This window comes from Microbacterium gorillae (assembly GCF_050990725.1).
In the GTDB taxonomy this organism is placed as follows: domain Bacteria; phylum Actinomycetota; class Actinomycetes; order Actinomycetales; family Microbacteriaceae; genus Microbacterium; species Microbacterium gorillae_A.
On record NZ_CP158844.1, the window covers coordinates 4,377,514 to 4,391,692 of the forward strand.

The 14,179-nt window shown below is 67.8% G+C and carries 15 protein-coding genes; 11 read left to right on the forward strand and 4 right to left on the reverse strand.

Features of this window, described 5'->3' with window-relative positions; all coding sequences use genetic code 11:
- Positions 1-29: 29 nt before the first annotated feature.
- From purL to ABTV68_RS20120, 3 genes are all read left to right on the forward strand, one after another.
- Complete coding sequence (purL, locus tag ABTV68_RS20110; RefSeq protein ID WP_433675438.1) at positions 30-2,354, forward strand: phosphoribosylformylglycinamidine synthase subunit PurL; 2,325 nt, start codon at positions 30-32, stop codon at positions 2,352-2,354.
- The gene (locus ABTV68_RS20115; RefSeq protein WP_433675439.1) at positions 2,354-2,521 is read left to right on the forward strand and encodes a hypothetical protein; all 168 of its coding nucleotides are present in this window, start codon (positions 2,354-2,356) and stop codon (positions 2,519-2,521) included. Before purL ends, ABTV68_RS20115 begins: the two co-directional genes overlap by 1 nt.
- 83 nt (positions 2,522-2,604) lie before the next feature.
- Positions 2,605-3,408, forward strand: coding sequence for an alpha/beta fold hydrolase (locus tag ABTV68_RS20120; RefSeq protein ID WP_433675440.1), 804 nt, complete (start codon positions 2,605-2,607; stop codon positions 3,406-3,408).
- 69 nt (positions 3,409-3,477) lie between these two features.
- Here ABTV68_RS20120 and ABTV68_RS20125 read toward each other — a convergent pair whose 3' ends face one another.
- Positions 3,478-4,014, reverse strand: coding sequence for an RBBP9/YdeN family alpha/beta hydrolase (locus tag ABTV68_RS20125; RefSeq protein WP_433675441.1), 537 nt, complete (start codon positions 4,012-4,014; stop codon positions 3,478-3,480).
- Positions 4,015-4,149: 135 nt separating this feature from the next.
- On the opposite strand from ABTV68_RS20125, the gene ABTV68_RS20130 reads away from it, so the two are divergent.
- From ABTV68_RS20130 to ABTV68_RS20155, 6 genes are all read left to right on the forward strand, one after another.
- The gene (locus tag ABTV68_RS20130) at positions 4,150-4,602 is read left to right on the forward strand and encodes an Lrp/AsnC family transcriptional regulator (protein ID WP_433675442.1); all 453 of its coding nucleotides are present in this window, start codon (positions 4,150-4,152) and stop codon (positions 4,600-4,602) included.
- Positions 4,603-5,037: 435 nt separating this feature from the next.
- The gene (locus ABTV68_RS20135; RefSeq protein ID WP_433675443.1) at positions 5,038-6,135 is read left to right on the forward strand and encodes an ROK family protein; all 1,098 of its coding nucleotides are present in this window, start codon (positions 5,038-5,040) and stop codon (positions 6,133-6,135) included.
- A gap of 119 nt (positions 6,136-6,254) precedes the next feature.
- A complete protein-coding gene (locus ABTV68_RS20140) occupies positions 6,255-6,647 on the forward strand; it encodes a GntR family transcriptional regulator (RefSeq protein WP_433677656.1) in 393 nt (130 codons plus the stop codon).
- Entirely contained in the window at positions 6,644-7,522 is an 879-nt protein-coding gene (locus ABTV68_RS20145) for an ABC transporter ATP-binding protein (protein ID WP_433675444.1), read from the forward strand. Before ABTV68_RS20140 ends, ABTV68_RS20145 begins: the two co-directional genes overlap by 4 nt.
- Positions 7,522-8,220, forward strand: a complete 699-nt coding sequence (locus tag ABTV68_RS20150; protein ID WP_433675445.1) for a hypothetical protein — start codon at positions 7,522-7,524, stop codon at positions 8,218-8,220. Before ABTV68_RS20145 ends, ABTV68_RS20150 begins: the two co-directional genes overlap by 1 nt.
- Positions 8,221-8,271: 51 nt before the next feature.
- Positions 8,272-9,051, forward strand: a complete 780-nt coding sequence (locus tag ABTV68_RS20155; protein WP_433675446.1) for a hypothetical protein — start codon at positions 8,272-8,274, stop codon at positions 9,049-9,051.
- A gap of 55 nt (positions 9,052-9,106) precedes the next feature.
- Here ABTV68_RS20155 and ABTV68_RS20160 read toward each other — a convergent pair whose 3' ends face one another.
- Both ABTV68_RS20160 and ABTV68_RS20165 read right to left on the reverse strand, forming a co-directional pair.
- Positions 9,107-10,531: a dicarboxylate/amino acid:cation symporter gene (locus ABTV68_RS20160; RefSeq protein ID WP_433675447.1), complete on the reverse strand. Its 1,425-nt coding sequence runs from the start codon at positions 10,529-10,531 to the stop codon at positions 9,107-9,109.
- A 137-nt stretch (positions 10,532-10,668) separates the two neighbouring features.
- Positions 10,669-11,322: a TetR/AcrR family transcriptional regulator gene (locus tag ABTV68_RS20165; protein WP_433675448.1), complete on the reverse strand. Its 654-nt coding sequence runs from the start codon at positions 11,320-11,322 to the stop codon at positions 10,669-10,671.
- Positions 11,323-11,430: 108 nt separating this feature from the next.
- On the opposite strand from ABTV68_RS20165, the gene ABTV68_RS20170 reads away from it, so the two are divergent.
- Both ABTV68_RS20170 and ABTV68_RS20175 read left to right on the forward strand, forming a co-directional pair.
- A complete protein-coding gene (locus tag ABTV68_RS20170; protein ID WP_433675449.1) occupies positions 11,431-12,300 on the forward strand; it encodes a DUF1266 domain-containing protein in 870 nt (289 codons plus the stop codon).
- Positions 12,273-13,334, forward strand: coding sequence for a hypothetical protein (locus ABTV68_RS20175; RefSeq protein WP_433675450.1), 1,062 nt, complete (start codon positions 12,273-12,275; stop codon positions 13,332-13,334). Before ABTV68_RS20170 ends, ABTV68_RS20175 begins: the two co-directional genes overlap by 28 nt.
- 11 nt (positions 13,335-13,345) lie before the next feature.
- On the opposite strand, the gene ABTV68_RS20180 is transcribed toward ABTV68_RS20175, so the two are convergent.
- Complete coding sequence (locus ABTV68_RS20180) at positions 13,346-14,152, reverse strand: hypothetical protein (protein WP_433675451.1); 807 nt, start codon at positions 14,150-14,152, stop codon at positions 13,346-13,348.
- Between the last annotated feature and the right edge of the window lie 27 nt (positions 14,153-14,179).

Consider the following 14,179-nt stretch of genomic DNA (forward strand, 5'->3'; position numbering starts at 1 on the left):
CCCACCCTCGAAATCTGGAGTGCAGCCGCGTGACTTCCGCCGCAGAATCCACCGCCCGCCCCGTCGCCGACACCGTCGAGAACGCCATCGCGACGCCGGAGAAGGAACAGCCGTACGCGGCGCTCGGGCTGAAGCCTGATGAGTACGACAAGATCCGCGAGATCCTGGGCCGCCGTCCCACCTCTGGCGAGCTGGCCATGTACTCCGTGATGTGGTCGGAGCACTGCTCCTACAAGAGCTCCAAGATCTACCTGAAGAAGTTCGGTCAGAAGGTCACGCCGGAGATGAAGGAACGTCTCATGGTGGGCATGGGACAGAACGCCGGCGTGGTGGACATCGGTGAGGGATGGGCGGTCACCTTCAAGGTGGAGTCGCACAACCACCCCTCCTACATCGAGCCCTTCCAGGGCGCCGCCACCGGCGTCGGCGGTATCGTCCGCGACATCATCTCCATGGGCGCGCGCCCGGTCGCGGTGATGGACCAGCTGCGCTTCGGTGCCATCGACAACCCCGACACGGCCCGCGTCGTGCACGGCGTGGTGTCGGGCATCTCCTTCTACGGCAACTGCCTCGGCCTGCCGAACATCGGCGGCGAGACCGTCTTCGACGCCGTTTACCAGGGCAACCCGCTGGTGAACGCCCTCGCTGTCGGCGTGCTCCGCCACGAGGACCTCAAGCTCGCGAACGCGACCGGAGCCGGCAACAAGGTGGTGCTGTTCGGCGCTCGCACCGGTGGTGACGGCATCGGCGGCGCGTCCATCCTCGCTTCCGACACCTTCGCCGACGGCGGACCCACGAAGCGTCCCGCGGTCCAGGTGGGCGACCCGTTCGCGGAGAAGGTGCTGATCGAGGCCTGCCTCGAGCTGTACCAGGGCGAGCTGGTCGAGGCCATTCAGGACCTCGGTGCCGCAGGCATCTCCTGCGCCACCAGCGAGCTGGCCGCCAACGGCGGCTCCGGCATGCGCGTCGACCTCGACGACGTGCTGCTGCGCGACTCCTCCCTCACCCCGGAGGAGATCCTGATGTCCGAGTCGCAGGAGCGCATGATGGCGATCGTCGACCCGGCGAAGCTCGACGCGTTCATCGCGGTGCTCGACAAGTGGAACGTGGAGTACTCGGTGCTCGGCGAGGTGACCGGAGACGGACGCCTGCAGATCTTCTGGCACGGCGAGGAGATCGTCAACGTCGACCCGTCCACGGTCGCGGTCGACGGTCCCGTCTACGAGCGTCCGGTGGCCTACCCCACCTGGATCGACGCGCTGCAGGCCGACTCTGCGTCCGCACTCCCCCGGGACAACGCCCCCGAGGCGATCCGCGAGCAGATCCTCAAGGTCACCTCTGCTCCGAACCTGGCCGACCCGAGCTGGATCACCAACCAGTACGACTACTACGTGCTGGGCAACACGGCCCTCAGCTTCCCCGACGACGCCGGCATGATCCGCGTGGACGAGGAGTCGGGTCTGGGCTTCGCCATCGCGACCGACGCCAATGGTCGCTACTGCCAGCTGGACCCGTACCAGGGCGCGAAGCTCGCGCTCGCCGAGGCCTTCCGCAACGTGGCCGTGACCGGCGCGATCCCGGCGGCCGTCACCGACTGCCTGAACTTCGGCTCCCCGGAGAACCCCGAGGTGATGTGGCAGTTCGGTCAGGCCACCGACGGTCTCGCCGACGGCTGCGTGGAGCTGGGCATCCCGGTCACCGGCGGCAACGTCTCGTTCTACAACCAGACCGGCGACACCCCGATCTTCCCGACCCCCGTGGTCGGCGTGATGGGCATCATCGACGACGTCGCGCGTCGCATCCCGTCAGGCTGGCAGGACGCCGGCGAGAACCTGTACCTGCTCGGTGTGACCAGCGACGAGCTGTCCGGCTCCGAGTGGGCGGCCACCATCCACCAGCACCTCGGCGGTCGTCCGCCGGCAGTGGACCTCGTGGGCGAGAAGCGCCTGGCCGAGACCCTGCGCGCCGGTGCTGAGCAGGGTCTGGTCTCCTCCGCGCACGACCTCTCCGAGGGTGGTCTCGCACAGGCGCTCATCGACGCGGTCACCCGCTTCGGCGTCGGTGCCCGCGTGTGGCTGAGCGAGATCATCGAGCGCGATGGCGTGGACGCGGTCACCGCCCTGTTCTCCGAGTCCACGGGTCGTGTGATCGTCTCGGTCCCCCGCGAGGAGGACGTGAAGTTCCGCGGTCTCTGCGAGGGTCGCGGCTACCCGGTGCTGCGCATCGGTGTGACCGACACCGAGGCCACGCTGGAGATCCAGGACATCGCCACCTTCTCCGTCGACGAGCTGCGCTCCGCCAACGGCAACACGCTGCCGAACGCGTTCGGTGCGGTCATTCCGCAGGGCGTCTGATGACGAACAACGCCATCCCGCCGGAGTTGGAGTTCGCCGATGACGGCGACGACATGCGCCAGCGCGACCGCCGGCTCAACCGCACGCGGCTGGTGGCGTGGATCGTCATCGGAGCACTGATCCTCACCGGCGGCGGCGCCACGGTGCTGGCGCTCATCTTCGGCTGACACACGCGTCAACGGTGGGTCGGGATTCGTCCCGGCCCACCGTTTCGCATTCTCCGGCTTGCGGGCGGGTGGAGGATGGAAGGGTGACAACGCCCGCACCGCTCACTCCCATGCCCGCACCCCAGTACGTGATGAGCGCGGAGGGCCATCGCATCGCGACGTACTCGTGGGGAGACGACACGAGTCCCACCGTGCTGGCGGTGCACGGGTTCGCGTCCTCGATGCGCGACACCTGGGTGGACACCGGATGGGTGCGCGAACTGCTGCGGCGCGGGTTCCGTGTGATCGGCGTCGACCTGCGGGGCCACGGCGCCAGCGACAAGCCGCACGATGCCGACCAGTACAGCATGTCGGCGCTGGTGGCGGACCTGTTCATCGCGCTCGACACGTATCTTGTGGATGAGGCCGCCTACCTCGGGTACTCGCTCGGCGGACGCGTGGGCTGGCAGTTCATGACCGCTCACGCCGAGATGATCACGCACGGAGTGCTGGGCGGCATTCCGGACGGCCGGCCGCTCGGACGCCTGCAGTTGGACGAGGCACGCGCCCACGTGGACACCGGATCGCCGATCCCCGACGAGATCACCCGACGCTACGTCACCCTTGCTCAGCGGCTGCCGAGCAACGACATCCGTGCTCTGCTGGCGCTGGCCGAGGGCCTGCGCCTGCACGAGGATCTGCCGCCGATGGATCGCCCGCCACAGCAGCCCACGCTCATCGCCACCGGCACGGACGACCCGATCCTGGACGACTCGCGAACCCTCGCCGGCGTGCTGCCGCAGGGCTCGTTCCTGGAGATCCCCGACCGCGACCACGTCCACGCCCCCGGTGCGCGCGTGTTCCGCACCGAGGGTGCCGCGTTCCTCGCTTCACGCTCGGGGCTCTGACCCGCGTCGAGGGATCGAAGCCATACCGCCGACGGGCGTCTTCGGTGTGCCTTCCGTCTTCCCGCCGGATCACGCGAAAAGTAGCGACTCCAGCATCTCTCGTCCGTGCGACCAGTCGCCGAGATCGCTGGCCGAGTTGATGTGACCGAGCGCCCCGACCATGCGCAGATCGCTTCCCCACACGGACGCGAGGCTCTGGGCCACGTCCAGCCGGCAGTACGGGTCGTTGCTACTCGCGACGACCACGCTCGGGCAGGGCAGGGACTGCCGAGCAGCGCTGACGAACGTCGATGCGGCTACCGCGGGGAACGCATCGGCGGAGGGATCGGGAGGCGCGACGAGGAACACGCCTCGAACGGATCGGCGCGCGGAATCGGACAGCCAGGTCGACGCCGCCCAGCACCCGAGACTGTGGGCGACCAGCACGACATCGCTCGTGCGCGTCTCGATGTCCGCGACGGCACGATCGATCGCTGCAACCCAATCCGCCAGGTCCGGCTGAGTCCAGGACGCCGGCTCGATCCGGACCGCTGCACGGTCCCACTGTCGCTCCCACGCCGTCTGCCAGTGCGTATCGTCGGATCCTCCGATACCGGGGATAGTCACAAAGCCAACCACGCTGCAGCTCTCCTTCCTTCGCTGGCCGCAGCCAACCGCGGCGAGCTCACGATCGAGCATGACGGAAGCGCTCGATCGGCGCACTCGGCGCAAGTGATAACGAAGCAAGAGGGGCAGAACGCGATGGAACCGCTGGATCGGATCGACCGTCAAATCATCGAGCTGCTGCAACGCGAAGGCAGACTGACCGGCGCTGAGGTCGGTCGTCGTGTGGGGCTGTCCCAACCGGCGGCCAGCGCTCGAATCCTGCGCCTGGAGAAGTCGGGGGTCATCACCGGCTACCGCGCTGTCATCGATCCGGCCGCCGTCGGCCTGAACATTCGCGCCGTCGTTCGCCTGCGTACCACCCACGCGCAGCTCGGCCCCGCTCTCGAGCTCGCGTCGCGAACCGGCGAGATCACGTCGACGCTCCGAGTCACAGGAGAGGACTGCCTCATCTTCGACGTGCACTGCCGAGACGCGGCTCAGCTTGAGAGGATCGTCGACTCGCTGGCACGCTTCGGCCCGGTCACGACCGCGCTCGTGCTGCGTGAGTGCCCGTCCGCACCGCTCCTGCCGGCGCCGTCCCGGGAGTAGCGTCCGTACCGGATGTCCTTCGCGCCGCTGGCGTGGGTGTCCGGTGTGCTTTAACCGTCCGCGGTCTCACCAAATGCTGACGCCCCCATCCGCAACTGCGTCTTCTGAGACCAGTCGTCGCACTGGTCTCAGAAGGCGCGGTGAGCGACACCGGAAACAGCAGCACCTGAGACCGCACGGCAGACGAAGAAATGCGGGGCCGGGAGTTCATCCCCGGCCCCGCATCATTCCCCCGGGGCTCTCGCGTCCTACCCCCACCGGGTGGGACGGTCGCTCCCCTTCGGACGGGCGGCTGCGCGGCCGACCGTTGCTGATTGCTCAGCGGCTTTCTTTGTTAAACAACGAAAGTCTGCGCCCTACGATAGACAGGTCGACCGATCCGCGCAAGCCGACCCCGGAGGTGAAGCGATCATCGGACACTCCAACCACGAGGAGATGCGGCGTGCCAACACGCGACGCATCTTCCAGCTGATCGCTGACGGCGGCGAATACGAGACCCGCGCGAGCCTCTCGCGTCGAAGCGGACTGACGGCGGCGACGGTGTCATCGATCGTCGCCGACCTCATCGACACCGGCTATGTCCGGGAGGCGGGACTCGCCGAGAGCACGGGCGGCAAGCCGGCGATGCGCCTGGCATTGGACGGTGAGCAGCACCGCGTCGCCTCCGTCGTGCTGACCCGTCATGCGTCACGTTTCGTGTTCAGCAACCTCATCGGCGAGACGCTCACCGAGCCGGTCTCGCTGCCCGCCGTCGGGTCGCCCGACGATCTGCGGACCGTGCTGACGGAGGTCGCCGACCACGGCGGAACGGAGCTGCTCGCGGTCGGCGTCGAGGTGCCCGGAGCGGTGGACAACGATCGCATCCTGCAGTGCGTGCAGCTTGGCTTGGAGGATATCGACGTCCGAGCACTCGCCGCAGACGTCACGCCGGCACCCGTGTACCTCATCAACGATGCGGACGCCGATGCCCTGCGCGAGTTCGCCTTCCGCAGCACCGACGCACCCAATGTCCTGTGCTTGAACATCGGCGACGGCGTGGGCGCGGGCATGGTGATCGACGGCGCGCTCTATCGCGGCGAGCACGCCCGCGCCGGGGAGCTCGGGCACGTGCGCGTGGACTTCGGCGACGATGCCCTGCCGTGCCCCTGCGGCCAGGTGGGATGCCTGGAACGATACGTCGGCTTGCGATTCGTGTTCGATCTGCCGCTGGAGGAAGACCTCGACGCGGTCGACCTTGAGGGACTCGCGTCCGATCCGGTGCACGCCTCGTCCGTGGACCGCATGGCGCTGCGACTCGCGAACAACGTGCGTCTGCTGTCCGCCGTGCTGGACATCGAGACGGTCGTTCTCGGGGGCGCGCTGCCGCGCCTCGGTGACGCCGTGCTGGAGAAGGTCCGCCGGGCAGCGGAGTCCCTGAGCCCGGTGGGGGCGACGACCATCGCGCTCGACTATGCGCGCATCAGCCCGGAGGATCGTTTCCGCGGCGCCGCGCAGCATGCGGTGCGCGAGCGCCTCGGCATCGTCCGCAGCTGAGCACACCCGTCACCCAGCCCGGTTGCTGAGCGCCTTTCTTGGCGCGCACTTCGGTGTTGACACGCGCCCACTTCCATGGTTCATTAGTCGAGTAACTAACCAACACACCGGAGGTGGACGTGATCGACGACGGGAAGCCGATCTTCGTGCAGATCGCCGAGATGGTCGAGGACTCGATCGTCGACGGCAGCCTGCCCGAGGGCAGTCAGGCACCGTCGACGAACGAACTCGCCGCCTTCCACCGCATCAACCCGGCCACGGCCGCGAAAGGAGTGAACATGCTCGTCGACAAGGGTGTCCTCCTCAAGCGCCGCGGTGTCGGGATGTTCGTGGCCGAGGGCGCTCGCGACGCCCTCCTCACCGAACGCCGCACGGCGTTCGCCGACCGTTTCATCGGCCCGCTGCTGGCCGAGGCCGACAAGCTCGGCCTCACTGCGGCAGACGTGGCCGCACTCATCCGTTCCCGCGCCGGGGAGAGCATCTCCGGCACAGACGAAAGGACAACCCGATGACCGCCGTCATCGAGACCCGGGACCTCGGCAAGACCTACCGCGAGACAGTCGCGCTGGCCGATGTCACCCTCTCCCTTGAGAAGGACACCATCTACGGACTGCTGGGACGCAACGGCGCCGGCAAGTCCACCCTCATGTCGATCATCACCGCCCAGAACTTCGCCAGCACCGGCGATGTGCGCGTGTACGGCGAGGATCCATACGAGAACGCTCCTGTGCTCGGGCGCATGTGCTTCGTCCGCGAAAGCCAGAAGTACCCCGACGACTTCAAGCCGGGTCAGGCGTTCGCCGCCGCACGCATGTTCTTCCCGAACTGGGATCAGGCACTCGCCGACGACCTGGTGAAGTCCTTCCGCCTGCCGATGAATCGACGCATCAAGAAGCTCTCCCGCGGTCAGCTGTCCGCTGTCGGTGTGATCATCGGTCTCGCGGCCCGCGCGGAGATCACGTTCTTCGACGAGCCGTACCTCGGTCTCGATGCTGTCGCCCGTCAGATCTTCTACGACCGGTTGCTGGAGGACTACGCCGAGCGTCCGCGCACGATCGTGCTGTCCAGCCACCTGATCGACGAGGTCGCGAACCTCCTCGAACACGTCATCGTGCTGGATCAGGGGCGCGTGCTGATCGATGCCTCCGCCGACGATCTGCGCGGCCGTGCCGTCACTGTCGTGGGCGACGCGTCCGCGGTGGCCGACTTCACCAGCGGACGCGAGGTGCTGCACACCGAGAGTCTCGGTCGCGTCACCTCCGCCACCGTGCTCGGAGCGCTCGACGCCGCCGAGCGCGACCGCCTCATCGCCGCAGGTCTGGACATCGCACCGGTGTCGCTGCAGCAACTCGTCGTCCGTCTCACGCAGAAGGAGGAGGTGCGCTGATGGACCGCATCCTCAAGGTCGTGCGCCTGCAGAACCTCAACAAGATGACCTTCATCGGCATCCCGCTGATCATCCTCGCCGGTTGCTTCGTGCTGTCGCTGGGCATCTTCGCCATCATCCCGGTCACACCGGCACTGGGGTACAAGTTCGCCGGCGGCGCCCCGGTCGCCCCGATGTGGTACTTCATGGGCGCCGGCATCTACGCCCTCGTGCTGACGTTCCCGTTCTCGCAGGCGATGAGTGTCACCCGTCGGGACTTCTATCTCGGCACGATGGCCATCGCCGTGCTCTCCAGCCTCGGCATGTCCCTGATCTTCACCGTCGGCGGCTACATCGAGGAGGCCACCAACGGGTGGGGTCTCAACGGCCGCTTCTTCCGCATCCCGGGACTGTGGGACGCGAGCCCCTGGCTGCAGGCACTGACGTACTTCACCGCCATGATGCTGCTGTTCACGCTCGGATTCGTGTTCACCGTCATCTATCGGCGGTGGGGTCGCACGATGATGCTGGTCGTGCTGCTGGGCATCATCGCGCTCCTGCTGGCGCTCGGTTTCGTCGCCATCAAGTTCGGGTTCTGGGTCGCGATGTTCGAGGGGATCGCGTCGATCGGCCTGTGGGGCTGGACGGTGATCGGCCTGGCACTCACCGTGGTGTTGGCGGCGCTGTCATACCTGCCGTTGCGCCGCATGATCGCGTGACATCCGTCACGACTCCGTGACGCTCACCCCTCCCTCGATCTAGGCTGAAGCATGGACTTCCTCGACCTCTTCGACAAGTACTGGTGGATGATCTTCCCTCTGTTCGGGCTTGCCACCGCCGCGTACTACACGTTCGGCGGGGGCAAGAAAGAGGAGCGGGAGCGCCACGAGCGCAAGTTGGAGCTGATGGCGGCGAAGCGCGGCGAGTTCCCACCCGGATTCCTGGAGTCGCGTGCGGCGACGCCGGCGACAAACGAAGACGTCACCCGTGAGAACGTGCAGCGCCTCATCGACGAACATGACGACGTTACCGGACGCTGGCTGGACTATGAGCTCGATGTGGCCAAGACCATCGCCTTCCCGGCGATGAGCGACGGACGAGAGCCGCTGACGGCGGCCTTCCTCCGGGCCAAGCGCGTGGCCGACCGGCTCCGGCCGGTCACGGCGGATGCGTGGATCACGCCGGAGCAGTTCGCCGACTACCGTGAGGCGGTCACCGACTTCGCCGTGAAGTTCGACGTGGCCGAGCAGAACGCTCGCCGTGTTCGGGACACCGGGTTCACCGAAGAGGAGCGACGGCGCCTGGAGCGCGCCCAGCAGCTGCTGAAGACAGCGGTGGACAAGTCGGCCACGGCGGCGGAGCGGCAGGTGGCGTACCGCCGGGTGCGCGAGGAACTGGACGGACTCCTCGTGCTGTCGGACGAGGCGGTGAGCATCCTGGAGACGCGGGTGGGCAAGGAGATCACGAGTGGGCCCCGTCCCGCGGGCGACACGGACGCGACCCACAGCCGCGTTCCGCTACAGCCGCCGGCACCGCCTGCCGCGCCGTGAGCAGTGCACATGAGGGAGGCCGGGGCTCACACCCCGGCCTCCTTCATGTGTCGCATCAGACCTTCGCGGGTTCGCCCTCCGAGGCCTGCGCCGGCGTCTCCGCCTCCTCGTCAGCGCTGTCGTCCGCGAATGGCAGCCCCTCGCGCTGGGCGTTGTAGAGGTCGACGTCGAGGATGCCCTCGCGCTTCGCGACGATCGTGGGAACGAGCGCCTGGCCCGCGACGTTCACCGCGGTGCGGCCCATGTCCAGGATCGGATCGATCGCGAGGAGCAGGCCCACGCCGTCCAGCGGCAGGCCCAGGGTCGAGAGCGTCAGCGTGAGCATCACGACCGCACCCGTCGTACCGGCCGTCGCGGCAGAGCCGACCACCGACACCAGGATGATCAGCAGGTACTGCACGAAGGACAGCTCGATGCCGTAGAACTGTGCCACGAAGATCGCCGCGATAGCCGGGTAGATCGCCGCGCAGCCGTCCATCTTCGTGGTGGCCCCGAGCGGCACCGCGAAGGAGGCGTAAGAGCTCGGCACACCGAGGTTGCGCTCGGTGACGCGCTCCGTGACCGGCAGCGTGCCGATGGACGAGCGGGAGAAGAACGCGACGGTGACCGCCGGCCACACACCCGTGAAGTACTGCTTGATGGAGAGGCCGTGGGTCTTGATCAGGACCGGGTAGACCACGAACAGCACGATCGCGAGGCCCACATAGATGGCACCGGCGAACCAGGCGAGCGAGGTGAGCTTGTCCCAGCCGTACTGGATCACCGCGTTGCCGATGAGACCGAAGGTTCCGATCGGGGCGACGCGGATGATCCACCACAGCACGCGCTGGATCACCTTGAGCAACGACTCGGTGAAGGCGAGGAACGGCTCAGCACGACGCCCCACCTTGATCGCCGCGATTCCGACGGCCACCGCCACCACGATGATCTGCAGCACGTTGAAGCCGATGCTGGTGGTGGCACGACCGGCCTCGACGTCGAGCGAGGTGGAGGCGGTGAGGCCGAGGAAGTTCTGCGGAACAAGACCGGTGAGGAAGTTCCACCACGTGCCCACGGCGTACGGGTCGGACGGGGTCAGACCCTCGCCGGCGCGCGCACCGGGCTGCACGGTGACGCCGAGCACGATGCCGATGATCACCGCGATGAAGGCGGTAATCGCGAACCACAGCAGGGTCTGACCGGCCAGGCGCGCGGCATTCTGCACCCGACGGAGATTGGAGATGCTCGCCACGATCGCCGTGAACACCAGGGGGATCACGGCGGCCTTCAGCAGGGTGACGTAGGAGGAGCCGATCGTGGCCAGCGTGGCGGCCAGTCCGTTCGCGCCGCCCGCCTCATCCGGCCCCAGCTGCTTGCCGATCAGACCGGCGACGACACCGAGGATCAGGGCGACGAGGATCTGGAATCCGAACGATGTGAGGAGCTTGCGTACCGGCCCGCGGGTATCGGACGCCTTCTGTCGAGCTGTTGTCTGGCTCATGGGGGGATGGTCCTTCTCGGCTGGAGCTGACCGCAGAAAAGCGCGGCATCAGCCACCGTAGGAGCCTCGGCCCGTGCTCGCCCGCCGAGGTGCAACACAGCGTCACGGCAGGTCACGCCCGCCGAAACACGAGAAGTTCAGTCGGCCGGCGTCGCCCGCGGCCGCAGTTCCGATGCGCGCGGCGGCAGACTCAGCGGCAGCGGGAGGGTGGGCTCGGGAAGGCCGTAGAGGCGATGCAGCCAGCGCCGCGCGTCTTCCAGGGGGTACGTGTCGCCGAACACCGCGAACTTCACGAACACGCCCTCGAGCGTGCTGCGCAGCATGACCTCTTCCAGACTCGGGTCCGCGGCACCGCGGCCGCGGAAGATGGCGCGCACGGCGTCTTCCGCCGCAGCGGCCCCGACGGCATGACGCTCTTCCGATTCCGCGAACAGGCGATGCGTGGCCGGCTGCAGCTGCATCGCCAGGACGGCTCGCTGCAACGGCACCGCAAACGCCGTGGCGAGAAGGGCACCGTCGATCACCGCGGCGAGCGCCTCGTCGGGCGTGCCCTCGACCTGAGAGAAACCGATCACCGTTTCGAACCAGCGGTCGATCACGGCGGAGATGAGCTGATCCTTGCCCCCGAAGTGATAGCTGACGAGTCCCTGCGCCACACCCGCACGACGCGTGATCTCCGCGATGCTCGCCCCCGCGACCCCGCGCTCGGCGAACAGCGTGATCGCGGCTTCCAGGAGGGCTTCTCGCGCGCGCTCTCGGGCTTGCCTGTTGTGCTCTTCGGAACGTGCCATGCGGCCACCTCCTCCTGCAAGACCGTCGAGCTTTCCCCGCGAAGCTCTGCCGTATACGTTAATCACTGAACGATCGTTCAAGCTAAGTCTTTCCCCCGGAGATGTTTCATGCGCCCTGTCGCCCGCCTCGACCTCAACGATCTCGGCTCCATCCTCGAATGGCTCGTCGCCCAGTGGTGGGTGTGGGCGATCGTCGGCGCCGTGGTGCTGTTCTTCCTCGTGATCTGGATCCTCCCGGCGTCGAAGGTCAAGGCGGACGAACGCTTCTCCACGAACGATCGCGAAGCGAACGAGATCGCGCTCGGGTTCCTGCAGATCGTGAACCTCCCCTCGGGCCACTGGAACGATCCCACCGCCTCCGCGCTGGGGGATCGCGAGAAGAAGGTGCTGATCGAGCAGTGGAGTGTCTACAACCGCCAGGACTGGCTCGACAACATCGAGCGCCTGATGACCGTGCGCCGTCGCCGGGAGATGTGGGTGCTCTACCTGGCCGTGCGCGCACAGCTCGGTGAGCGCCTGGGCCGCGCGCCCAAGGCGAAGGAATGGCTGAACGCGATCGTCACCGAGGGCGGCGACAAGCGCGATGCGCGCACCTTCGTCACGTCGATCGAGTACACCGAGGCGCAGATCCGCAAGCGCGTGGGGAAGGACATCGTGACCCCCGACCTGTACGTGAAGACCCTTGACGGTTACGCGTTCGGGCAGGCCGTCGGCATGACGACGTGGGGCGTGGCGCTCGGGTACGGCGACATCCCCGAGGCGCGTCAAATCATCCACCGCATCAACGAGGAGGCGCGCCCCGCGTTCTCGTCGTGGGCGGACTTCGGTCTGAGCTACAACGTCGGTCGTGTGATGCATTGGAGCGACGGCAACGTCGACGAGAAGTCGTTCGAGAAGTTCGAGGGAAGCAACGACTTCCAGGCGGCGGCCACCGCGAAGCGCAACGGCCCGTGGACCACGCTGCCGTGGAGCCTGTAAGCGTCGACCTCGGAGCGCTGCGGCACAGCGCCGGGCTGCGGGACATCCTCACCTACGAGAGGATGTGTCGCACCCCGCTGTATCGCCGCTTCCTCGTTCTGCTCGTTGCGGTGCTGCTGTTCGCCGCCGCGATGCTCGTGGGGCTGTGGTGGCTCCTGAGCTCCGACTTCCTGACGGTGGCACCGATTCTCGGGCTCTTCGTCATCGGCTACACGGTGCTCGCAGCGCTGTCGTTCGTCTGGCATGCGGTGCTGCTCGGCCGCCGCGTGAAGATCGCCGCCTTCGCCTGGAGCAACGGCTGGGCCTACGCCGACTCTCTGGAGGACAACCGTCGCCCAGGCGCCGCGTTCGCGCGCGTGGCGCACGGGCAGGAGCGGGCCGTCGTGGCCTGCGATGACCCGCGGATGCCGTTCGAGCTCGGCATGCACCACTCCGTGGCTCGCGGACAGAACGGCGCGACGATCCAGCGCCCGTTCGGCTTCATCGAGCTGCCGCTGCCGACATCGGTGCCGCACATCGTGCTGGCGAACCGGCGCCGCAGCATCATCCCGACGCTCGGGCTGGGTCGCGGTGCCGCGCGGCTGGATCTCGAGGGCGATTTCGCGTCGGTGTTCCAGCTGATCGTTCCGGAGGGCTACCAGCGCGATGCGCTCTACATCTTCACGCCCGACCTCATGGCGCGGGTGATCGATCTCGGATCCGGCGCGGAGATCGAGCTGGTCTCCGATCGCCTGTACGTCTATCTGCCGGCCGGCACGCGCTTCGATCGCCCGGACACGATGGCCGCGGCCGTCACGCTCGCCGAGGAGTTCCACCGCCGGTTCGCGGCGCGCACCGAGCAGTACCGTGACGATCAGGCCGGCGAACTCGCGGCGCGGGCGGGCGTGGCCGTGGGCCTGCGCGGTCAGCGCCTCGGCGGAAGCGGGGTGTCGGTGATGGCGATCGCGGGCACGGTCGGTGTGCTCCTGTTGTCGGCAGGTGTGATGGCGTTCTCGCTGTTCGGCGGCGACATTCTCCGCACATTCACCGGCTGACGCGCGTCGGATCAGCCGCCGAGGTTCAGGCGGACGACCTGCTGGAGCGTGTCTTCGGTGAACGTGGCCGTGGTCCCCGTGCCGTCGACGGTCGCGACGAGCGAACCCGGGTTCCCGCCGACGTAGGTGCCGTGCGTCAGCGTCTGGCCGCGCTCTGCCGTGATGTTGCACTCGTGGAACGTCCGCTGCCACTGGAAGCTGACGCTGGCGGAGGCACCGTCCGGAACGGGATCGCCCGGGCCGCTGCGCTGCTGCAGCAGGATCACCGTGTACGCGCCCAGCGGCACACCCTCGAGACCCACGACGTCCTCCCCGTCAGCGGGGATCTGCGCGGCCCAGCCGACGCGGCCGGTCGCGGCGTCCACGAGCGCGATCGTGATGGGTTCCGGGGCCGAGTAGTCGGTCTGGCAGTTGGTGAGCGCGTCCTGCAGCGGAACGTCCTGCTCGATGTTGCCGCTGTCCTCGATGAGCTTGATCTGCGTCGGTGCCGTGAGGTACGCGTTGTAGAGGTCGTGGATGCTGCCGAGGTCCACCGCGAGGGTTCCGGTCGGACCCGCGGGCATCGACGACGCGGTCGGCTCGGTCGATGTGGCGGCGGACGGCGGGCAGTCGGCGGCCATCGCAGGTGCCGGGGACGCGAAGACGCTGCCGCCCGCGAGGAGGAGGATGCCGATCGCGAGGGTGCCTGCGCCGGCACGGCGACGCTTGGACACGATCCCGAGCACCACACCCAGGACGATGATCACCACGGCCCCACCCACGAGAAGCGGAAAGGCCGGATTGCTCGTGAACCCCGGAGGGCAGACAGCGATGATCATGGGTCCCCTTTCGCGGCGCCATCCCGA